Raw genomic sequence first — 21,759 nt, 5'->3', positions numbered from 1 at the left:
CTGCTAAAATAAATAATATTTTTTGAATTTTTTAATTATTTTTAGTTGGATAAATATTTATATTCCCGTTTTCTTCATCCACCATATCTAACGTCAACAAAGAAATATAATCTGTTACAAGTTTTTGTCTGCAGAGGCTTCTACTAAAACTCCAATACCTACAAGCTCACAATCAAATTCCTTAAGAAGTTCTACAATTCCGTTAGCTGTTCCTCCCGCCTTCATAAAATCGTCAATAAAAATGCATCTACTTCCCTTCTTTAATGCTCTTTTACCTAAACTCATTCTTTGTATCTTTTTAGACGAGCCAGTGACATAGTTTATACTAACAGAGGAACCCTCAGTAACTCCAACTTCGCGTCTTGCAATAACAAGAGGTTTGTTTAATGCATTTGCTGTCATAAGTGCAATTGGGATCCCCTTTGTTTCAACAGTTATTACATAGTCAACATTTTTATCAATAAAATAACCTGCAAGTATTGTTCCTACTTTAGAAGATATATCGGGTGAAAATACAATATCATTCATATATATATATCCACCCTTAATTATTCTATCTGGAGAACTTAACTTTTCACACAGATCATTGAGAAACTCATTTTTTAATTCTTCACTTAACCCTGGTATATATTTTACCCCACCTGCTGCACCAGAAATTGTTTCTATTTTACCACACCCTAAATATTCAACCACCTTCTTTGCAAGGGAAATATCTTCACTTAATGTTGAACGTGCTGACCCAAAAATCTGAAAAGTACCCTAAACTTAATACCTTATTAGGGTTATCTGATAATATTTTTATTATAGCTGCTACTCTCTCTTTCCTTTGCAATTTATCCAAATTACCACTTCCCATCCATTCTTTTATATTTTTGTCATTGTTTCATCTTTTTATTCATATATTTTAAATTAGGTTATTTTGAAATAATATGTTTTAAGTTAATTGTAGATTATTTAAAAAATTATTTCAATAAATTATAATAATTCATTCTATACTTGTATTATGTTATAATCATTTTGTCAATAATCATAATAAATATTTTCAGGAGTGATATTATGGTAAAATTAGTAGATGAACAAATCAATAAAATTCACTTTATAGGAATCGGTGGAATTAGTATGAGTGCTTTAGCCGAAATTATGCTAAACCAAGGGTGCATAGTTTCAGGTTCCGATAGGAGTTCTTCAAAACTTACTGAAAAATTAAAAAGTAAAGGTGCAACTATATACATCGGTCATTCTGCAGAAAACATTACTGACCAGCAACTTGTAGTATATACTGCAGCCATCCAAAAGACAATCCCGAATTACAAGAGGCAATAAAAGAAATATACCTACTATGGATAGAGCCGAATTTTTAGGTCTTGTTATGAAAAAATATAAAAACAGTATCGCAGTATCTGGAACCCACGGAAAAACTACAACAACCTCAATGATTTCATTAATTCTCTATAGAGCACAACTTGACCCTACTATAATGATAGGTGGCGAACTTGATGCAATTGGAGGAAACTTAAGAATTGGAAATAGCGAATACTTTATAACAGAGGCCTGTGAATATAAAGGAAGCTTCCTTCAATTCTATCCTAAGATAGGAATTATACTAAACATAGATGCCGATCATCTTGACTATTATAAAGACATAGAAGAAATTAATCAAACCTTTGTAAAGTTCTCAAAAATATAGAAAAAATGGTGTTCTAATTGGATATGCGGAAGACAACAGAGTAAAGCAGTTATTAGACGCATCTGATGTACAAACTTTATCCTATGGAATAAACGAAGGGACAATAAGAGCAAAGAATATTAATTACAACGAAAGAGGATGTGCTGAATTCGATGTAGTTAAAAACAACGAAATTTTAGGAAGAATAATCCTAAACGTACCTGGTAAGCATAATATACTAAATTCACTTGCTGCAATATGTTGTACACTATCACTTGGAATTGACTTTGAAATAATTAAGGATAGTCTTCAAGAATTTACAGGTACTCACAGGCGTTTTGAGAAAAAGGAGTTAAAAATGGTGTAACTGTTATTGACGATTATGCCCATCATCCTACTGAAATTAAAGCTACTATACAGGCTGCTCAGAACTATCCACATAAAAAACTGTATTGCATATTTCAACCCCATACTTATACAAGGACTTTAACATTATTTGATGAATTTTCAAAGTCCTTTAACGGAGTTGATAAACTAATATTAACTGATATATATGCTGCACGTGAAAAGGATTTAGGAGTTGTTAATTCAAAAATGTTAGCAGATGCTGTAGAAAAAAATGGTGTTGATGTGGTTTATATGAAGGACTTTGAAGAGATAGTTAAGTATATTGATGAAAATCTATCTGAGGGTGATGTTGTAATAACAATGGGTGCTGGAGATGTTTATAAAATTGGAGAGGAATTCTTAGCTCAACTGTAAGTTGAGCTATATTTTATAAAAAATAATAAAAAGGACTGCATTTTGCAGTCCTTCTGGTCGGGGTGACAGGGATTGAACCTGCGACCTCATGGTCCCAAACCACGCGCGCTCCCATCTGCGCCACACCCCGAAGACAAAATTTATTATATATTATTTCTTTTAATTTGACAAGAGGTTAAATAAAATATTTTAAAGTTGTTATTTTCTTAAAACTCAGATATATTTAATTTTCTAAATTGTACAACTTTATGTTATGGTATTGACATTTATACCCCTACAGGGTATATTCTTTTATGTAAAATTAGATATGAGCATAATTAAATAAAAAATAAAACAACAAAAGTTAAATTATTACAATTTTTATTAAGCGTAGCTTAACTATCAAAAATGGAATTTAAATTGAAATGAAAGAAACAAAAAAGGGTAGACTATCCCCTTGGTGAAATTGATGCTTAAAAATTTTGATATAACTTAGTTTAAGCTGTCCTTTTAATCCCGATAGGGATTTGTATTTATCAACACAGCCAGATTTTATAGCAGCAATTGCAATAGTTAAAAGACAAATATGTCCGATTGTATTTAGATTAGCAACAGAGTTAATATTTTTAACATAAGCTTGCTCAGTATTTAGATTCTTCCATCTAGAATTGTATCTTTCAGATTCAGTTCTAAGACTGTATATTTTCTTGAAAAATATAGAATCACGATTTATGGAAGATCTATAATCAGTGCCAATACTTATGTATTTTACACAACCTCTGTTTTTCTTACCGTTAAAGAATTTTTCGTGGTTACATGGACATAAAGAATCATCTTTAGAAGTTCTAAAAGGACAGCAAAACTTTTGTTTAATATAGGAATCAAAATATTGTTTGCCATCTTTATGCATTGCTAATCCAGCATCGCATATTACATTACCTGTGGATGTTAAGTCTTTAGGCTTTCTTCCACGTTTATTTAATGCAATGAAAGCATGACCTTTAAGGGTATTACGAATAAAGTCATGATTTTGCTTTGAATCATAGCCTTTATCAGCAATAATATAACTACCTTTGAGTGGGAACCACTCATTTGTATCAGATAGGATTTCTGTAAAGTTAGAAATTTCATTGACATCAGCGGTTGTAGTAAATTCAGCAATGGGAAGACCAGAGATAGCATCACAAATAACATGATTTTTGTATCCCCAGTAGAATTCATATTTTTTCTTTGAATTATTAGGTTTATCTTCTGAAACTTGAACATTCATAGAGTTATTAGCAGTATGAACACCTAATTTACAATCTTTATCAGAAGAAGGCGGGTTATTTTTAGAAAACTTGTTATTTGCGAAGCATTTAGGATTATTAAATTTAGTGTTAGCTTTAACAGGCGTTGCATCAACTGATATAAAGTTGTTGTCAATAAATCCTAGTTCTTTAAGAATATTAACTTGATTTTTCATGATTTCCTTAAGATAAGAGTTAGATAAATTTTTAATAAATCTCTGAAAAACTGAGTATGAAGGCAAAGGCTTAAGAATATTAAAACCACAAAGCTGAGCAATGATTAGATTATTTTCTAGAAAATCTTTTAGGTCAGTAATTTTGCCGAACTTCTCACATTTCATAACAATAAAGGCTCTAAAAAGAGCATGGCGAGAATAGCCATTAGGACCATATTTAGAAGGAATCCTATCGGGTAATATAGATAAATCAAGACTATCAAAGATTTTAGTATAAAAATTGATAAGTTTTTGAGAAGTAAAAAGTTCAATTATATTAAATATTTCTTGACGTTGGTACATAGAGATTTCCTCCTTATTGTTTTTGTATTATGTGTGGTTATATAGTATAATTCGACAAAAGAGAGGAAATCCTATGACATAAATTTGAGTGATAAAAAATTTGGTCCTATCGGGCTAGTAAAATCAAGGTCTTTGAGTTATGCTCAAGGCTAGTAAAATATTTATGGAGGTGACTTAAATGAGCAAGAAAAGCCACCAAAATTGGTCTTGGATTATACTTGTTACATTTATATTAGTAGCAGCTATAAAACCTATATTTGGTTTGTTTGGTATAGTATGTATGACTGCTCCTATGTATCACGCTTTAAGAGGTAGAGGTAAGATACACTGTTCTAAGTACTGTCCCAGGGGGTCCCTATTAGGTAAATTTTTAAAGTATATTTCATTAAACAACACACTTCCAGCTCCATTAAGAAGCAAAACTGCTAAAAACATATTACTTACACTTATGATTTCAATGCTTACCTTTGCAATGATACACACAAAGGGTAACATAAACAAAGTTGGATTTGCTCTATTTAGATTTATGTCCCTTTCATTACTTGTAGGTATTATAATAGGCATAATATTTAAGCCAAGAAGTTGGTGTCAAATATGTCCTATGGGACACGCTTGTGACCTTATAGATAAACAAGTAAAAAATAAAATACCAAATTTAGAAACAGCAAAAAATAATCCCCATCAGGGGATTATTTTTTGGTCGAGGCGACAGGATTTGAACCTGCGACCTTATGGTCCCGAACCATACGCACTACCACCTGTGCTACACCCCGAAATATTTTTAAAGTACATACTAATTATACCACTTTGTAATAATAATGAAAATATAGTATAAAATTCTATAAAAGATAATAAAAAGGACTGCATTTTGCAGTCCTTTTGGTCGGGGTGACAGGGATTGAACCTGCGACCTCATGGTCCCAAACCACGCGCGCTCCCATCTGCGCCACACCCCGAAGACAAATACAATTATAACATCTATTTTTATATATTGCAACTACTTTTTGTTTTTATATTAAACTCAAATTTTTACCCAAACAAATCTATTGTATATAGATGGCAGAAGCCACATATATGAAATTCTTCGGACTTCTGCCTTTTAAATACATAATTTACTTTTCACTATATCTTTTATATTCAACACCACGTCTTGGAACACACGCAGCCACAAACCCTATTATTATGGACTGAACCATAGGAACTATTACGTTTATATATCTGTCAAGTTGCAATGCATATACAGCCCAAGCAGTTATAATATTAATAATAAGACTTACAATAAATATATATACAACAAATTTTGCAAAGGAACTAATATATTTTTCCCAAATCTTATGTCTCCATTCTCCTGAAAATATAAATGAAAATATAAAGAATGTCACAATAACTATACCTATGTTAGCCAATGCGATTAATAAAAGTCTTTGCATATAGTCAGCCTGTAACATAAACACACCTCCTTTTAATATATTTTTGCAACTTATAAATATTAATGTAAAATAAATATGTTTATTTTAGTTAAATTTTAGTATAATAGCTATAAGGAGGAGATATAATGGGGAAGAAAGAAGAAAATATAAAAGAGCAAGCCTTGAATCTGAAATACTCTATCCTACTGTTATATATAATAACGAAAAAGAACCTTCTTTGATAATTGTAAGCTGTATACTGTTGATATATCTGGAAGCTGGAATAGCTTTAAAATCCAATTTTTACATACCAAAGGACGCCTTTATTTCTTTTTTCTTAGATTAGATGAATATATTCCCTTTAAAGCACTTGTTAAAGTTAGATGGAACAAAAACCATAATGGATTTTTTATTGTGGAGGAGAGTTTATTGCATTGAAATTAGAAGATATACACAAAATAAGAACGTATATACTAAAACAAGACAACAAAACGGAGGTTTAAATATGGCAAAAGTTTTTCTTGGCTACAAAAAGGGCTTAGAGTTGAAGATGGACATCCTTGGGTTTACAAAAACGAAATTGAGAACATTGAAGGAAACTTTCAACCTGGAGACATAGTCGAAGTCTATAACTACAAAGGTAAATTCATAGGTAAAGGATATATAAATCCTAAATCCCAAATAACAATTAGAATAATGACAAGGGAAAAGGATGAAGAAATAAACGAGGATTTCTTTAGAAAACGCATATTAGATGCCTGGAATTATAGAAAAAAGTAATTGAAACTACCTCCTGTAGAGTTATATTTGGTGAAGCCGATTTTATTCCAGCACTAATAGTTGATAAGTTTAGTGATTATTTAGTAGTGCAATTTTTATCTTTAGGAATTGAACGATGGAAGGACACAATAATAAAGGTTTTAAAGGAAGTACTAAATCCAAAGGGTATATATGAAAGAAGTGACGTACCTGTCAGAGAACTTGAGGGACTTGAGCAGAGAAAGGGATTTTTGACAGAACCCTTTGATACAACTATAATCTCAGAAGAAAATGGAGTTAAGTATTATGTAGACATTGAAAATGGTCAAAAACTGGATATTTCTTAGATCAAAAGGAAAACAGATATGCTATAAAGGATATAGTTAAGGATGCTGATGTATTAGACTGTTTCTGCCATACAGGTTCCTTTTCACTTCACGCTGGTTACTTTGGAGCAAAAAGTGTACTTGGTATAGATGTATCTGAACACGCTGTTGAGTTTGCAAAAAGAAATGCAAAACTTAATGGTCTTGAGAACGTTTGTAAATTCGAGGCTCACAATGCCTTTGATGTGTTAAAAACTTGGGCTAAAGAGGGTAGAAAATACGATGTTGTCATTTTAGACCCACCAGCATTTACAAAATCTCGTTCTGCAGTAGAAGGTGCTGTAAGAGGTTATAAAGAAATTAATCTTCGTGCACTTAAGATGGTTAAAAAGGGGGTATTTGGTAACCTGCTCCTGTTCCCATTTTATGTATCCTGAACTTTTTATGGAGGTAGTTATGGATGCTGCAAGGGATGCCAAAAGAACCCTAAGACTTGTTGAGTATAGGAATCAATCTAAGGATCACCCAGTTCTTTTTAATTCAGATGAGACGCTTTACTTAAAGTTTATGATATTGCAGGTAATATAAAATACCCCTTTATAAGGGGTATTTTTTATGGTTCCGTCTTTAAAGTATGGCACTACATTAAATATATCCTCTCTAAAACAATACTCTATATCCTCCTCAAGTCCTATTGACATCATATACTTATAGTGACCTGCGTATTTTAATAATTCAAATATATTCTCCCTATTATTCTTATATGTTAAATAGGCTAAAGTAGCAAAGTCTGTCATATCTACCTTTAACAATTCATTTATTTCATAGATTATCTTTCCAGCACACAAAAATCATCTATTGAAAAATTACCATCTGTACCTGAACATATTATGTTTAAATCTTTTCTATTTTTTACAACAAGCTCAGCTAAATACTTAGCATTTAACATACTTCCTACTAATATGGTATCACAGTATTTTGCCTTAATTATTGCCCTTGTTCCATTAGAAGTAGTAAAAACTATCCTTTTTCCTAAGACATTTTCTCTATTATATTCGAGAGGAGAATTCGAAAGGTCAAAACCTTCTATTTTAAATCCTCTTCTTTCTCCACCTAATAAAACGTCTTGGTTTTTATAGGATAATGCATCTTCTATCTCAAGAACTGGAACAACCTCTAAACAACCGTTGTAAATTGCAGTAGTTATAACAGATGTAGCCCTTAAAACATCAATTACAATTGCAGTTGTTCCCTTTAACATTTCTTCTTCTACACTGTTTAGTGTAGGAAATAGTGTAATCTTCATATTATCACCCCTAAAATATACAAAGGAGGCAAATTTACCTCCTTATTTGCAACTTACATTTTGTGTTATAGACTCTCTATGTATTATCTGAGTTTTCAAAACCTTCTTAACCTTGTGCTTACACCTTCCCTTAACTTTATCAATTACTATTTTTGCTGCTTCATACCCTAAGGTATAAGCATTTATTTCAACTGACGTTAAGGCGGGTGTTGCAAATTCTGACAGCGGAATATTATTAAAACTCATAATAGATACATCCCTTGGAATTTTAACTCCCATTTCTCTTGCTGCCTTAATAGCACCAAATGCCATCAAATCATCTGTTGTTATAATTGCAGTTGGTGGATTAGGACTCTGCAATATCTTCTTCATCCCCTCATATCCACCTTCTTGAACAAACTCACTTGATACGATGATTGACTCATCAATATCAATATTATGCTTTTCTAAAGCCCTTTTATATCCCTCAAATCTATCTATAGAAACCACCAAATTCAAAGAACCATTTATTAAACCAATTCTTTTATGACCCATATTTATTAAATGTTCAGTTGCATTAAAGGCAGCTTCAACATTATCATTATCTACAAAATCACAGCTTTCTTCCTTAGGTGGTCTTCCTATCATTGCAAAGGGTATATTCATCTTTTTAACAGCCTTTAAAATTGGATCATCTATCTTAGAATACATCAAAATTATGCCATCAACTCTTCCACCATTTACAACTGTTTTTAGTGAATCAAGCTGTTCTTCATCTGTATTTCCTGTAGTAATTAGTATACAATACCCCTCTTCGTGGGTAGACTTTGCTATACCTCTTAGAGCCTCTGGAAAAAAGGATTTAGAAATACATCTTCAGCAGACCTTGGCATAACAATACCTATAGTATTTGTAGTTCTACAAACAAGGCTTCTTGCAATTGCATTTGGATGATATCCTAATTCCTCCATTACCTTTCTTACTCTTGTTTTAGTTTCTTCACTTATTCGAGGACTATCTGATATTACTCTTGAGACAGTAGACGGAGATACCCCAGCCTTTTCTGCTACCTCTTTTATAGTTACCATAACACCTATCTCCTTTTCAGCTTATAAAGTGCTACAACAGTCCTAAATATAACAGCTTCCTCAAACTTTTTAACATCAAGACCTGTCAGATTCTTTATCTTTTCTAATCTATAGAGTAGAGTATTTCTGTGTAAATAAAGCTTTCTTGAGGCTTCACTTACATTAAGATGACATTTAAATAATTCCTCTGCTGTATCTAAAAGCTCCTTGTCCTTTATTACATCATAAAAACCACTAAATCCACCATTCATATAATATTCAACTGATTCATCACTGCACGAATATAGTATACCATACATTAGCATTTTATCAATATGATAAAATCCCTCTTTAAAACCTAATAAGTTTGCCAGGTTTGCTGAAATCTTAGCGTGATTTGCAGCATCCTTTATTGTATAGCTTGCCCCTACTTTCCTGCTGGCACCTATAAGAACACTTGAGCCTGTCTCTTGAGATAAACCATCTATGATTGATTCAGCTTCCTGTTCTAAATCATCTATTACTTTAACTATATATGTACCCTCTTCATCTTGAACAATACTTGTATCTGTTGATTCATATATACTCTCTAATAGTTCCTTGAAGTTTGCCTTTGATTTAATATATAAAACTGAATAATCCGAAAAACGTCCTCTTAAACTATCGCTTGATACATCATTTTTTAAAATATATTCAAGAGGCTGCATAAATCCTGCAGCCTCTTCTATGTTAGCTAAAACAAGCATCCTAACTAAGTTTATAGCATCCTGCGATATCTCCTTTGAAATTACAATTATATATTTTGAAGCATTTATATAGGTTAAGCCATCTTTGTATTCTAAATCCTTAGTATAAACAAAACCTAAATTTTCACCTTCTAATATATTTCCGTTTAAATCATAAACAGCAATATTAGCCTTTAATGCTGACTTTAAATTTTCGCAGAATGCCATCCTTACCCTCTCCTTATAGTATAGCTATTTCAGTTTCCTTATCAAATAAATGCATTCTATTCATATCAACAGCAACTTTAACATTTGCATCTATCTTAGCCTTTGTTGTTGGTTCAACTCTTGCTACTATATTGTTACCTTCACATACCAAGTATAGATATGTTTCTGAACCCATATGTTCCATAACTTCAACCTTAGCATCAATTATACTGTCCTTAAACTCATTTAGAAAATCAGTACTGTCATCTATATGTTCAGGTCTTATACCAAATACAACTTCTTTACCTACATAGCCCTTTTCTCTAACAACTTTAGCCTTATCTTCTGGTATTGGAAGCTTTGTATTTCCAAATACAACAAATAGCTTTCCACCTTCTTCTACAACCTTGCTGTTTATGAAATTCATTTGTGGGCTTCCTATGAAACCAGCAACGAACATATTTGCTGGATGATCATATATTCTTCTTGGAGTATCTACTTGTTGAACTATACCATCCTTCATTACAACAATTCTTGTACCCATTGTCATAGCTTCTGTTTGGTCGTGAGTTACATATATAAATGTCGTATCAAGTTTTTATGAAGCTTTAATATTTCTGTTCTCATTTGAACTCTTAGCTTAGCATCAAGGTTTGATAGAGGTTCGTCCATAAGGAATACCTTTGGATGTCTAACTATCGCTCTTCCTAAAGCAACTCTTTGTCTTTGACCTCCAGATAAAGCCTTTGGCTTTCTATCTAATAGATGTTCAATATCTAATATTCTTGCAGCTTCTCTAACCTTCTTATCTATTTCTTCCTTTGGAACTTTTCTTAATTTTAATCCAAATGCCATATTTTCATATACTGTCATATGTGGATATAAAGCATAGTTTTGGAAAACCATCGCTATGTCTCTATCCTTTGGTGGAACATCATTACATAATTTGTCTCCTATATAAAGTTCACCTGATGATATTTCTTCAAGTCCTGCTATCATTCTTAGTGTAGTTGACTTACCACATCCTGATGGACCAACAAGCACTATGAATTCTTTATCTTCAATATCAAGATTTACGTCCTTTACTGCAGCTACATTACCAGGATAAATTTTGTAAATATTTTTTAATACAACCTTTGCCATACTATTCCCCTCGATTGTCTTTTTTATTATTGTATAACTTTTCTTTATTATTTAGTATAGCAAAGATATATGAATAGTTTGTACATTTTAAACAAACTTAATTATTAACAGGTTTTTTATAGTTTACATTCTTATTTTGTCTTTTCCCCTGTACTTTAAAAATCCCCTTAAAAAATTCAATAAAACATAATAAACCTCTGCACTTTTTCTTCAATCTCCAAACTTTTAAACTGACAACCTTACTGCCCCTGCCCACCATAATAGCACCCCTTTTCAATTTTCGCAATTTTCATTTATTTAAATTATATCCTATTATTAATAATACTACAAGTTTCACATCTTGATAACCTTTATTTTATCTGACTTACATCACCCTTTTGTATATCAAGAATCCAATCCCCTTTAATTTAGTTTCCTCATCAGTTGCGTTTCTTGCAGGAATAACAGAGAATACAACCTCATTTTCCGAAATAAAATATGGTTTTACTAAAGAAAACCTATCCTTCGGGAATCTTCTCTCTAACTTTAGATCCATTTTTTCCCCAGAAGCTTTGTATAAGGCTAAAAATGATAATCCATCCTTAGCCTTAACCTCAACTACAAGATTCTGTCCATTTGGCGAAAAAATAACAGAAGTTATAGTTGAACTAAAATAAAAATCTATATCCTTAATAGTAAAGTTTATTTTAGGTTTCTGTTCATCCTCCTTACCCTCTTCTTCTGTACCCTGTGCTTTTCCTGATTCGTCCTTTTTCTTCTCCTCTTCACCCTGTGCTACTTTGAAGGTTTCTTTTGTTTCTGTTAATTTTATAAATCCTAAATAACTATTTTCACCTATGCTGCTGACCAATATATTTTTGCCATCCTCTGTTGTTGCACAGGGACCAAAACTTTTTCTTGGCACTTCATATTTTTGTTCTCTTACAGTCTCTTTTGAATAAACAAAAGGTGGTAGATCCTTTAATGTAAATATCTTATCTCCTCTTCCTGAATCCTTATCCCTTTTAAATAAAGTTTTGTCCTGTTCATATATGTCTATTGAATTTTCCTTATCGATTGAGTCAATAAGCATTTTATCCTTATCCATAATAACAACATATTTAAAGAAGTCTACTGAATAATAGGGCTTTTCTTCATAGGAATGGAACATTGTAACCTTAAATTCTGCCTTATCTTTTTCTATATCTCCTTCACCTATTTTAAATGCAACAGGTCTTGGATTAGATTGTGTACTTATTTCTGTTATAGAGGCTTTAAGTTTATCTGTATAGTAACCTGTTAAAGCCGAATAATCACCCTTTAAAACATACCTTAAATAGTTGTCAATAAAAGCCATCGCTTGTTTTTCATCTATTTTCATAACCTGTTCTTTATTATCATTCTTTTTTCCTGATTTTCTCCTTTATTGCTACAGGATGCTGATAAAACCAAAAATTGATAGAAGTAATACAAATAACCTTTTCATATACATCACCTATCTTTAGTATTTTATATTTATTATTTGTATTTAAACTATTTTAATTCTATTTTCTTAAGATAATATATTTAATTATTCCAACTAATAAAATAAAAAACTTAAAAAACCAAAGGGTGGATAAAATAGCTTAATTAAGTTGGAAAACCAATAAATGAAAAGGGAATAGAAATTACCAAAATAAATATCAAACATATAAAATAGCTTTTGTTAAAAAAATCTGCATTCTTCTTGATAAGCTATATAAACATCCAACTTCAGTAGTAAACATCTCAAGCCATATTATTATGGTTAAATAAAGAGGTAAAAGTGGACCGTAATTCTTTGCAATATAAAGATTAGGAACCTCACTGCTAAAACTTCCAGGATAATAGGTTAAAATGTTGTAGTTAATTATAATACCCAGTAAAGTAAGAACTATACTTCCTAATATACATCCTTTAATAAAACTGTTTTTATTTTTAACTTCACTTGCCATAGGATATAGAACACCTACTGCTGTCATAAAATTAAAGCACGCATACAGCACTGCAGAACCATATATAATTTTATTATTAAAATTAGGAATACTAAAATTAAACCTATGTTCTTCAAAAACAAAAACTCCAAGGATTAAAACCATAGCTGTAGACAAAGGAACAATAAAAGAATTAATTGTAATCACACCATTTGTCGAAAACAGTGCAACCAAAAAGCTATAGAAGCCATTATTATAATCCCATACGCTTTATTTATTCCTAAATATTCATTAAGCATTGCTCCTCCACCAGATATCATTATTGTATTGCTAAAAAAATAAATATAGTTATCATAAAATCTGCAACAAAACCCAACCTTTCTCCTAAACAGTAACAAACCAAATCGTTATAGCTTCTAAAATGCCTTACATATGCTAAATTTATAAATATTAATGATAAAAATATGTAAAGAACAAAACACAGTAATATTCCTGTAAAACTTTTATATCCAAACCTTGAAAAAAATTGCAATATCTCCTGACCAGAAGCTAACCCTGCTCCAATAATTGTTCCTATAAAAACCGCCGCTATTTTAAATTCATCCTTCACAAAAATCCCCCATTTACAATTCTTTTAAATTTTATTCTCTAATTTTACTGTTAATTACAATAAATATTTGGTAAAATTATATATGTATAATTAGATGATTGCAGAATGTAAAAATTAAAATTGTGGATAACTTTTTGGATTTTACTAAAAAAATCACAAAAAAAGAACATGCCAAAAACCTTTGATAAAAAAGGCATGCGAAGCATAAATACAAATTTTGGATTGTGGATATGTGGATTAAGCAGGTATTTTAAGAAGTTTTGATATACTTCTTAAATATTCAGGTTTATTTATGGCGTAAGCCAATATTACATTTATAAGTTTAGATATAGCAGTCAAATATAAGTCAGCACGCATTGTATAGGTATTAACAGTTTTAGGTTGCTGTATACAAGGGTTTGATTTTAAAGATGCTATTTCTCTCTCAATACAACAACGTATTGAATAAGTTTTTTCCCATTCCACAGAGTTCCTTATAATACCAGGATAAAGTCTAAAATTTTTATCAGGATAAACATAGGTCATACGACCACTTTTGCTATCAGTACATGGATTTTCACATGTATGATAAGGTTTACCATTTTTATCACGATGTGATTTAGGGCAAGTAAACTTATATCTTAAACTTCTATTTTTGCCTTTACAAGAACCATCAAATTTAAAATGTTCTTGTGTTAAGGGGCATATAGGAATACCTTCGGTATTATATTCAAGTTCTCCAATTTTTGTATTGGATTGGCTACGAGGATTAAGTGGGATAAGAACTTTTTCAAATTCTAAATGTTTAAATAATCCAAAGTTATCATAACTATCAAATTCTGAATCACCTAAAAAAGTTTTAAATTTAAAATTTGAATATTTTTTTAAGTTATTCAAAAATGGTACAATTACTGGTTTCAATGAAGCATTATCATAAAAATATTTTTGTTCTTCAGGAGTAGAGAATTCTTTTTCTACAGATTTATAAAAGTCTTCTTCGAAGAATTTTATGCTTAAAGGTATACCCCAACCATTAGTTAATAATCCAAATTTATAGAAGTAACCAAAATGTCCATTTACGAAATCAAGTCGTATATTTGGGTTAGCTTGAGAATACTTAGGCATGTTTTTATATGCGGCAGCATAGGGATTAAAGTTCTTGTCATTAATAATTTTTGAATATGCTTTTTGCTTATTTATTTCACTTGCAAGTGTTTTAGGATTATTTTCTTTTACACGAGGCTTTAATCCAGATGTATCATATATCAAAATTGAGTTTAAATTTTTATATGGGGAATCAGCAGGAAGAAGATTATTAATATCTTCACATATATCAATAACTTTAGGAACCATAGAATTAAATAAATCTGCGATATCACTTTCAAAAGTAGTTTTAAATCTACTGAAAAAGATTCATCAGGTATAGATTTATAGAAACCACAAAATTCTCTAATTTCAGTAGAAAATACAAGAAATAGATTTAACAACGCAGTTGTAGGTATATGAAATATTTGCATAATTAGCAAAGATGATAATATAGAAGAAAGCTCATATTCACGATTTCTTCCTAAATCTGAATAGTAATGTTCTTTAAAAGAATTAGGGATAAATGTATTAATATCAAAATTATCAGCAAGCAATTTAATAAACCCTACGGGTTGTTTAGTAACCATATTTTTAAATTCAGATACTTGCTCAAAAAGTTAAGTTGCTTAATTTTGCTAATACAAAACATGCTATTCTCCTCCTCTGTGGATAGTTTTAAAGGTTGTTATAATTTAATAATGCCACAGTGGAGGAAAATATAAAAGCCTTATGGCTAAAAAATAGTAAAATCAATGGTTGCAGAATTCTGCAACCGACTAAAAATTATATATGTATAATAAAAGGGAGGTAATACTATGGTTAATACTTCAGATATAATGAGTTTAGCTCTTAAGTTAGCAGGTCTTACTGAAATTCCACAGGATTCAGGAATTGTTGTAGAAGGAGAAAATATAAAAGAATACTATTTGGAGTTGATATGGACACTCCTGAACTTCTACTTGCAAGGGAATTAGGATATGATGCTGTTATCAGCCACCATCCACATACTGGACTTCCAGAAATAAACTTTCATAATGTACTAAATAGACAAATTGACAAAATGGTTGAATTTGGTGTTCCAATAAACAAGGCTCAAAAGGCTCTAAAAGAAAAAATAACCACCTTAGAAAGAGCTTCTCATCCTAAAAATTTTGATAGAGTTCAATCCTTTGCAAAACTTTTAAATATGCCCTATATGAATATCCATATGCCCTGTGATATAATCACAGAAAATTTTGTGCAAAATCACTTAAATAATAGACTTAAAGATAATTTAAAAGCGACACTTAAGGATGTTATAGATGCATTAATGGAAATACCAGAATATCAAAAATCCCCTGTAAAGCCCGTAATACGTGTTGGATCACCTGACGACTACGCTGGCAAAATTGCTGTATTGATGGCTGGTGGTACTAACGGTGGAAAAAATGTATTTAAAGCATACTTTGAAGCAGGTGTAGGAACTATCATATGTATGCACGTACCTGATGATGTAAGAAATGCTGTAATTGAACAGAATATTGGAAATGTAATAGTTGCAGGACATATGCCTTCAGATTCAATAGGTATAAATATATTAATTAATGAATTAGAAAAATAGGAATAGAAGTTACAACCACAAGTGGCATCATCAGATAGGGGTGGTGGCCTTGAAAAAAATAAAAAGGTTTATAATATTAATTTTGATTCTTTCGGGAGTCTTATATTCTATCTATTATTTTATATTCTATAAAGAATCTAAAATAGATTGTGGTCTTGTAGTAAGCACTGAAGAAAAAAGAAGAATTATGATGTCGAAGTTTTTTATAACAACAGCACTAAAAAAATTACTATACCAAAACATATGTTTAATCCAAATTACCCCTGCTATAACATAAAGTTTAAGGGAATATTCGTAAAGGAAGTAACCCCAGCAAAACAAATAAGCGGTACCTTCAATTCACTGCAGGGAAGTGTTATAGAAATTGATAGGAAACAATATAATAAATCTTCAGATGTTCAATATATCCAGTATGAAAATGGAAAACCAAAAAGCGTTTCAAACAAACTCTTTGTAGTTGGAAATTCAGGATATAAATATTACTTTAACACTGAAAATCAAATAAGACTAATTGTTATAGAAAAACCACCCATACTCGATGTAATTAGGGTAGGTATATCAACAAACAATAACAACATATATCATCATAAACAAATTAAAGTTTATTCAAAAAGGGACTTGAAGTAGAGGTAGACAATCAAACATATAAATTACCAAAAGAAGAAAAGCTTCAAATAATATATTCAAATAATTCTTTAGTCTTAAATATACTTGATACCAAAGATACTCTTAAATCAAAACTTACAGAAACAAAAATACTATAAAAATATCAGGAATAAGAAATTCACTTTTAAGCATAGAAAAAGAGTTTTTAAATAAAGCAAATAATGCATATATTCCATCCTATCCAGGATTTATTGAACTTACTCCAAAAACAGAAGGTTTTTTATTAACCAATATAGTGCCAATAGAGGATTATTTACTTTATGTAGTTCCATCAGAGGTTCCTTATTCTGCTGGAGTTGAAGGATATAAAGCACAGGCTGTTTCTGCAAGAACCTATGCTATATCAGATATGTTATCAGGAAGATTTGCAAAATACGGTTTTCACGTAGATGATTCAACTTATTCACAGGTTTATAACAGTCAGCCTACCAACAATATTGTTAAAAACGCTGTAAAAGAAACAGAAAGTCTTGTTATGACCTATAATGGTAGGATAATAGATGCAAAATATTATTCCACCTCCTGTGGATTTGGTGCATCCTATGATGAAGTTTGGCAAGAGAAGGAACAAAATACAAAGCCTTATCTATCCTTTAATAATTATACAAATAAGGAAATTAAGGATTTAACAGATGATACAACTGCACTAACCTTCTTCAAGGACTGGACAATAAATGCCATTGATTCATCCTCACCTTATTTTAGATGGAAGTATACTTTAAATTACAGTAATTTAATTAACACAATAAACAAGAATATTTATACTATATATAAAAACAATCCTAAAGCCTTTAAGAAAAAATGGATATTTAACATTTATACTAAAGCCACTATAACCCAAGACGGTATAGGTCAAATTAAAGATATATATATTTCTAAACACAGCCCCTCTGGATTAGTAAAAGAAATGATGCTTATTTCAGAAAATGGAACATATAAAGTAGAGGGAACAAATATTATTAAACGCTTAGTTACTCCTTCATTAGAATATCAGAGAAGCTTAAAGTCTAAGATCGAAATTCAAAGATTAGGTGGAAATTCAATAAAAGAATTTGAAAGCATACCCTCTGCCTTTTTCAGTATAGATAGAGAATTTAAATCTGGAAATTTATCCTCAATTACAGTTTATGGTGGAGGTTATGGTCACGGTGTAGGTATGAGTCAATATGGTTTGATAGAAAGATCAAGAATTGGTGAAAACTATAAAACTATTCTCTCTACATTCTACAAGGATATTCAATACACAAATTTATATGATTTAAAAAGGTTCTATAATAAATGTTGGGGCGTAGACCCAGCATATTTTTTTACAAAAAATATGTGCACCTGATTAGACACCTGGTAAAATTAAAATAACCAAACAAAAACCTTACCTGAAAGGAGGCATCCATCAAGTGCACACTAATAATTCTATCAAAAATTTATTAGGTTTTAAAGATGTTATTATAAAAAGATTATTCATAATGACACGTACATTGAGATATACTTAGAAACTAAGAAAAAATTTGTACTTGCCCTAATTGTAATTCCAAAGTTACAAGAGTTCACGATTATAGAATTCAGCGTATTAAAGACATACCCTTATTCTTTAAACATACTTTTATCATTCTTAAAAAACGTAGATATCGTTGTAATGCCTGCGGCAAAAAATTTTATGAACATATAGAATTTTTACCTCGTTATCATAGAATAACTAATAGATTAGCTATGTTTGTAATTTATGAATTATCTAATGAATATAGTATGACATCAGTTGCTAGAAAAACTAATCTATCTATCGATACTATAAAACGTATTTTTGATAATGTATCTTACTCTTCTCCTACTAATTTACCTAAAATAATATCTATAGATGAATTTAAAGGTAACTCTGGTGGTTCTAAATATCATTGTGCAATAGTCGATCCTGTTAATCATAAAATACTAGACATTATTAAAGATAGAAAAGAGCATATTCTTATAGATTATTTTAGAAAAATTAAAAATCGCGATAGCGTTACACACTTTATTTGTGATATGTGGCAACCCTATATTGATTTAGCTAAAACTTATTTCAAAAATGCTGTAATTGTTATAGATAAATTTCACTATATTAGACAAGTCATATGGGCAGTAGAAGCGGTAAGAAAACGTATCCAAAGAGAACTATCAATTAAATTAAGAAAATACTTTAAAAGAAGTAAAAAGCTTATTTTAAAAAGATATGGCTTACTTGATACAGATTCAAAGTTAGCTTTACAAGTTATGTTTTCTTATAATAGTGAATTAGCAATTGCCCACACTTTAAAGGAAAAGTTATTGAGTATTATTGATGCTTCACCTTCTTCTAACGAAGCTCGTGTCCTCTTAAAAGATTGGATTAAACTTGCACAAAATAGTGGTATCAATGAATTGAAAAGATGTGCAAATACCTATATCAGATATTTTAATGAGATTTGTAATTCTTTTGATATTCCTTATACAAATGCTTGTATAGAAGGATTTAATAATAAAATCAAAGTTATTAAAAGAATAGCCTTCGGCTATAGAAATTTTGATAGATTCAGGAATAGAATTCTTCATTGTTGTAATAAATAATCTGTTAAATATTGTATTTTAGGAAATCCAACTATCGTTGGTCTTTTTGTCGTGCAATTTTTTAAGGGTAAACTCCCTCATCCTATCTATCTTGCTAAAATCATTATCAAATAAGAAAGGACAGGCATTCTAATCTAATGCCCGCCCCAACTATTGACAAAGAGCCTTTAAAAATAGAGTAGCACGCATAAGCGTGCTACTCTTTATATATACAAGTACTCTTGACTTAAAGAACTCAACAATTTCCTTAAAGTTAAATGCAACATACATAATATATGCTAAAATTGCTGCAGAAACTGCATCATAAAAATAATGCTGCTTTACAAACAAAGTGGATATAACAATTGAAAAAGAAATCGTTGAAGAATACAGTTTATATTTTAAATCTATCGTTTCATCTCTATTAACATAAATAGCAAATAAAATAGAATCTAATACGTGTATACTTGGAAAACAATTGTATGGGTTATCCCTCTCATAAATAAACCTTACCATATTTGCAAAAACATCTTCACCATAAACCTGAGGTCTTGGAACATAGGTTGGATAAAAATAATATATAATAAAGCATATAATCATACCAAGATTAACACCAGCTAATAATTTAAAGTATTTCTTTTCATCATAAACTGCATAATAAAAGAATATAAAACCAAGATAAATATACCAATAAATATATGGAACAATAAAATATTTGTTAAAGGGTATAAGCATATCAACGGGGGATTGAATATGATATACTTTCCCACGATAACTATTCAATAGAACATATATTTTAGACTGTGCTGCTATCGAAAAAAGCAATAATAATCTTACTGTAACATTTTTATAATCCTTAAACGCCTGTATGAATAAGTTTTTAACTTTATCTCTCATATCCTTCCCCTTTCAGTACCCTATTAATATTATACATAATCTTCCTTAGTATATTTATTAACTTATTATTAACTTTGCACTATACCTGGATATACACAGACTTTGTTTTTGCCCTTATTTTTACATTCATTATACAATATAGCATCAGCCTTTTCAATTATATCCTTTGCCGTATTTCCATCATCTGGGAAGGATGCCACACCACCCGATACCGTAACTCTTATTATTTTATTATTAATAAACAATTGAGAAGTCTCAATTTGTTTCCTAATCCTATCTGATATAACATAGGCATCTTCCTTTGATAAATCCTTAAACAATATTACTATTTCCTCTCCTCCATACCTGCAGGATATATCTGTTTTTCTTATAGAACGTTTAATTATGTTGGTTACGTGCTTTAACACCTCATCTCCAACAATATGCCCATATGTATCATTTACATTTTTAAAGTCATCTATATCATAAATCACCAGAGAAAATCTATTCTTTAGTTTTATAAGATTTTGTATCTCTCTATCAAACATTCTTCTATTCCCTAAACCAGTTAAAGCATCTGTCTCTGCTTCCTTTTTATTGATAACATATAATCATAGTTTAAAAGTGCAAGTGACATCTGTCTTGATAGTATATTGAGTATATCATTAATATCTTGTGATAAAAAGTCTACTAAATTTAGTTTTCCTCCAACAAAAATTAACCCCTGACTTCTGAATTAATCTTTATTGGAACAAATATAGCTGCATCTAAATAGTCAAAAAGTTTACCAGTTATCTTTATCTTGCCATCCTTTTTATATTTTTACTTATATAGATATCTCCCTTTTTATAATATTAAATGTAACCCCATTTTTCAAACTTATACTTAAATCTCCTATATCCAATTCACAATTTGAATAGTAGGATATAGGATATGAAACATCTTCATTCTTTTCGTCAAAGAAATATAATGAAGCTATTTCGTAGGGTATTAAGTCTTTAAGATGTAATAACAGATAATCGCATTTTTCCTTTAAATCCCCGTGTCTTATTAAATCATCTGTTGTTATTAAAAGCCTCTTAATTAAGGATGTTTTAAAATTTATTTTATTATATAAATGCAATGCATAATGAATTATAATTAAAACCCCAAAAACTAAAATCAAGCCAGTAAGTCCAATAGCACCGTGTATAACATACAGCACTACAGAAAGTGTAGTTGAAATTATTAAGTTCAATGCCAATATAACAAAATCAAAGTTCTTAAATGAAAAAACTTCTTTTGTTCTAAACTTTTATCTATAGTTACAAATAAAACATT

General features: G+C 30.3%; 18 protein-coding genes, 3 tRNA genes and 5 pseudogenes. 7 read left to right on the top strand and 19 right to left on the bottom strand.

Going from position 1 to position 21,759, the window contains the following annotated elements; all coding sequences use genetic code 11:
• Nucleotides 1–31 precede the first annotated feature (31 nt).
• A pseudogene (gene purR / locus PL321_RS09130) lies at nt 32–841 on the bottom strand (pur operon repressor).
• Between the two features lie 212 nt (nt 842–1,053).
• Here purR and murC point away from each other — a divergent pair.
• A pseudogene (gene murC, locus PL321_RS09125) lies at nt 1,054–2,428 on the top strand (UDP-N-acetylmuramate--L-alanine ligase).
• Nucleotides 2,429–2,482: 54 nt separating this feature from the next.
• Here the strand turns inward: murC and PL321_RS09120 are convergent.
• The 6 genes from PL321_RS09120 to PL321_RS09095 all read right to left on the bottom strand — a co-directional run bounded on the left by PL321_RS09120 (nt 2,483) and on the right by PL321_RS09095 (nt 5,662).
• A tRNA-Pro gene (locus PL321_RS09120) sits at nt 2,483–2,558 on the bottom strand.
• 264 nt (nt 2,559–2,822) lie between these two features.
• A complete protein-coding gene (locus PL321_RS09115; protein WP_273964253.1) occupies nt 2,823–4,214 on the bottom strand; it encodes a transposase in 1,392 nt (463 codons plus the stop codon).
• Between the two features lie 297 nt (nt 4,215–4,511).
• Nucleotides 4,512–4,778: a hypothetical protein gene (locus PL321_RS09110; protein ID WP_273964252.1), complete on the bottom strand. Its 267-nt coding sequence runs from the start codon at nt 4,776–4,778 to the stop codon at nt 4,512–4,514.
• Nucleotides 4,779–4,911: 133 nt separating this feature from the next.
• A tRNA-Pro gene (locus PL321_RS09105) sits at nt 4,912–4,987 on the bottom strand.
• 107 nt (nt 4,988–5,094) lie between these two features.
• Nucleotides 5,095–5,170: transfer RNA gene (locus PL321_RS09100), tRNA-Pro, on the bottom strand.
• A 156-nt stretch (nt 5,171–5,326) separates the two neighbouring features.
• Entirely contained in the window at nt 5,327–5,662 is a 336-nt protein-coding gene (locus PL321_RS09095) for a hypothetical protein (protein ID WP_273964251.1), read from the bottom strand.
• A 492-nt stretch (nt 5,663–6,154) separates the two neighbouring features.
• On the opposite strand from PL321_RS09095, the pseudogene PL321_RS09090 reads away from it, so the two are divergent.
• Nucleotides 6,155–7,296: pseudogene (locus tag PL321_RS09090) on the top strand (class I SAM-dependent rRNA methyltransferase); the annotation flags it as partial.
• Here the strand turns inward: PL321_RS09090 and PL321_RS09085 are convergent.
• The 9 genes and pseudogenes from PL321_RS09085 to PL321_RS09045 form a co-directional block, all read right to left on the bottom strand.
• Nucleotides 7,263–7,969: pseudogene (locus PL321_RS09085) on the bottom strand (2-phosphosulfolactate phosphatase). The pseudogenes PL321_RS09090 and PL321_RS09085 overlap by 34 nt on opposite strands.
• Nucleotides 7,970–8,056: 87 nt before the next feature.
• Nucleotides 8,057–8,827: a substrate-binding domain-containing protein gene (locus PL321_RS09080; RefSeq protein ID WP_273964497.1), complete on the bottom strand. Its 771-nt coding sequence runs from the start codon at nt 8,825–8,827 to the stop codon at nt 8,057–8,059.
• A gap of 5 nt (nt 8,828–8,832) precedes the next feature.
• Nucleotides 8,833–9,081, bottom strand: a complete 249-nt coding sequence (locus PL321_RS09075; RefSeq protein WP_273964250.1) for a LacI family DNA-binding transcriptional regulator — start codon at nt 9,079–9,081, stop codon at nt 8,833–8,835.
• Between the two features lie 5 nt (nt 9,082–9,086).
• A complete protein-coding gene (locus PL321_RS09070; RefSeq protein WP_273964249.1) occupies nt 9,087–10,013 on the bottom strand; it encodes a PucR family transcriptional regulator in 927 nt (308 codons plus the stop codon).
• 13 nt (nt 10,014–10,026) lie between these two features.
• Nucleotides 10,027–11,135: pseudogene (locus PL321_RS09065) on the bottom strand (ABC transporter ATP-binding protein).
• Nucleotides 11,136–11,499: 364 nt separating this feature from the next.
• On the bottom strand, nt 11,500–12,495 hold the full coding sequence (locus PL321_RS09060; protein WP_273964248.1) for a hypothetical protein: 996 nt from the start codon (nt 12,493–12,495) through the stop codon (nt 11,500–11,502).
• A 301-nt stretch (nt 12,496–12,796) separates the two neighbouring features.
• A complete protein-coding gene (locus PL321_RS09055) occupies nt 12,797–13,300 on the bottom strand; it encodes a hypothetical protein (protein ID WP_273964247.1) in 504 nt (167 codons plus the stop codon).
• An 85-nt stretch (nt 13,301–13,385) separates the two neighbouring features.
• Nucleotides 13,386–13,676, bottom strand: a complete 291-nt coding sequence (locus PL321_RS09050; protein ID WP_273964246.1) for a hypothetical protein — start codon at nt 13,674–13,676, stop codon at nt 13,386–13,388.
• A gap of 237 nt (nt 13,677–13,913) precedes the next feature.
• Nucleotides 13,914–15,008, bottom strand: a complete 1,095-nt coding sequence (locus PL321_RS09045) for an ISNCY family transposase (protein WP_273964245.1) — start codon at nt 15,006–15,008, stop codon at nt 13,914–13,916.
• A gap of 548 nt (nt 15,009–15,556) precedes the next feature.
• Here PL321_RS09045 and PL321_RS09040 point away from each other — a divergent pair.
• The 5 genes from PL321_RS09040 (at nt 15,557) to PL321_RS09020 (ending at nt 19,584) form a co-directional block, all read left to right on the top strand.
• Nucleotides 15,557–15,715, top strand: a complete 159-nt coding sequence (locus PL321_RS09040; RefSeq protein WP_273964244.1) for a hypothetical protein — start codon at nt 15,557–15,559, stop codon at nt 15,713–15,715.
• On the top strand, nt 15,679–16,341 hold the full coding sequence (locus PL321_RS09035; RefSeq protein WP_273964243.1) for a hypothetical protein: 663 nt from the start codon (nt 15,679–15,681) through the stop codon (nt 16,339–16,341). The genes PL321_RS09040 and PL321_RS09035 overlap by 37 nt, the downstream gene beginning before the upstream one ends.
• Nucleotides 16,342–16,584: 243 nt before the next feature.
• Entirely contained in the window at nt 16,585–16,968 is a 384-nt protein-coding gene (locus PL321_RS09030; RefSeq protein ID WP_273964242.1) for a hypothetical protein, read from the top strand.
• Between the two features lie 106 nt (nt 16,969–17,074).
• Entirely contained in the window at nt 17,075–18,337 is a 1,263-nt protein-coding gene (locus PL321_RS09025; RefSeq protein WP_337961144.1) for a SpoIID/LytB domain-containing protein, read from the top strand.
• A 173-nt stretch (nt 18,338–18,510) separates the two neighbouring features.
• Entirely contained in the window at nt 18,511–19,584 is a 1,074-nt protein-coding gene (locus tag PL321_RS09020; protein ID WP_273964333.1) for an ISL3 family transposase, read from the top strand.
• 150 nt (nt 19,585–19,734) lie between these two features.
• On the opposite strand, the gene PL321_RS09015 is transcribed toward PL321_RS09020, so the two are convergent.
• The 3 genes from PL321_RS09015 to PL321_RS09005 all read right to left on the bottom strand — a co-directional run bounded on the left by PL321_RS09015 (nt 19,735) and on the right by PL321_RS09005 (nt 21,682).
• Nucleotides 19,735–20,460 (bottom strand): phosphatase PAP2 family protein, encoded by a 726-nt coding sequence (locus PL321_RS09015; protein ID WP_273964241.1) that lies wholly within the window; start codon nt 20,458–20,460, stop codon nt 19,735–19,737.
• A gap of 68 nt (nt 20,461–20,528) precedes the next feature.
• A complete protein-coding gene (locus PL321_RS09010) occupies nt 20,529–21,041 on the bottom strand; it encodes a GGDEF domain-containing protein (protein ID WP_273964495.1) in 513 nt (170 codons plus the stop codon).
• Between the two features lie 224 nt (nt 21,042–21,265).
• Nucleotides 21,266–21,682 carry a hypothetical protein gene (locus PL321_RS09005; RefSeq protein WP_273964240.1) on the bottom strand — a complete coding sequence of 139 codons (417 nt, stop codon included), beginning with the start codon at nt 21,680–21,682 and terminating at the stop codon, nt 21,266–21,268.
• Between the last annotated feature and the right edge of the window lie 77 nt (nt 21,683–21,759).

It is taken from the genome of Caloramator sp. mosi_1 (genome assembly GCF_028622835.1).
Classification (GTDB): Bacteria; Bacillota; Clostridia; order Clostridiales; family Caloramatoraceae; genus Thermobrachium.
The sequence above is the reverse complement of the archived record's forward strand: the minus strand, read 5'-3'. Positions and strand labels throughout refer to the sequence as shown.

Coding starts and splice junctions, on each gene's coding strand:
- PL321_RS09035 (WP_273964243.1), top strand. CDS start 15,679: ATGGACACTCCTGAACTTCTACTTGCAAGGGAATTAGGATATGATGCT.
- PL321_RS09030 (WP_273964242.1), top strand. CDS start 16,585: ATGTTTAATCCAAATTACCCCTGCTATAACATAAAGTTTAAGGGAATA.
- PL321_RS09115 (WP_273964253.1), bottom strand. CDS start 4,214: ATGTACCAACGTCAAGAAATATTTAATATAATTGAACTTTTTACTTCT.
- PL321_RS09075 (WP_273964250.1), bottom strand. CDS start 9,081: ATGGTAACTATAAAAGAGGTAGCAGAAAAGGCTGGGGTATCTCCGTCT.
- PL321_RS09070 (WP_273964249.1), bottom strand. CDS start 10,013: ATGGCATTCTGCGAAAATTTAAAGTCAGCATTAAAGGCTAATATTGCT.
- PL321_RS09045 (WP_273964245.1), bottom strand. CDS start 15,008: ATGGTTCCTAAAGTTATTGATATATGTGAAGATATTAATAATCTTCTT.
- PL321_RS09015 (WP_273964241.1), bottom strand. CDS start 20,460: ATGAGAGATAAAGTTAAAAACTTATTCATACAGGCGTTTAAGGATTAT.
- PL321_RS09110 (WP_273964252.1), bottom strand. CDS start 4,778: ATGCCTATTATAATACCTACAAGTAATGAAAGGGACATAAATCTAAAT.
- PL321_RS09040 (WP_273964244.1), top strand. CDS start 15,557: ATGGTTAATACTTCAGATATAATGAGTTTAGCTCTTAAGTTAGCAGGT.
- PL321_RS09095 (WP_273964251.1), bottom strand. CDS start 5,662: ATGTTACAGGCTGACTATATGCAAAGACTTTTATTAATCGCATTGGCT.
- PL321_RS09060 (WP_273964248.1), bottom strand. CDS start 12,495: ATGAAAATAGATGAAAAACAAGCGATGGCTTTTATTGACAACTATTTA.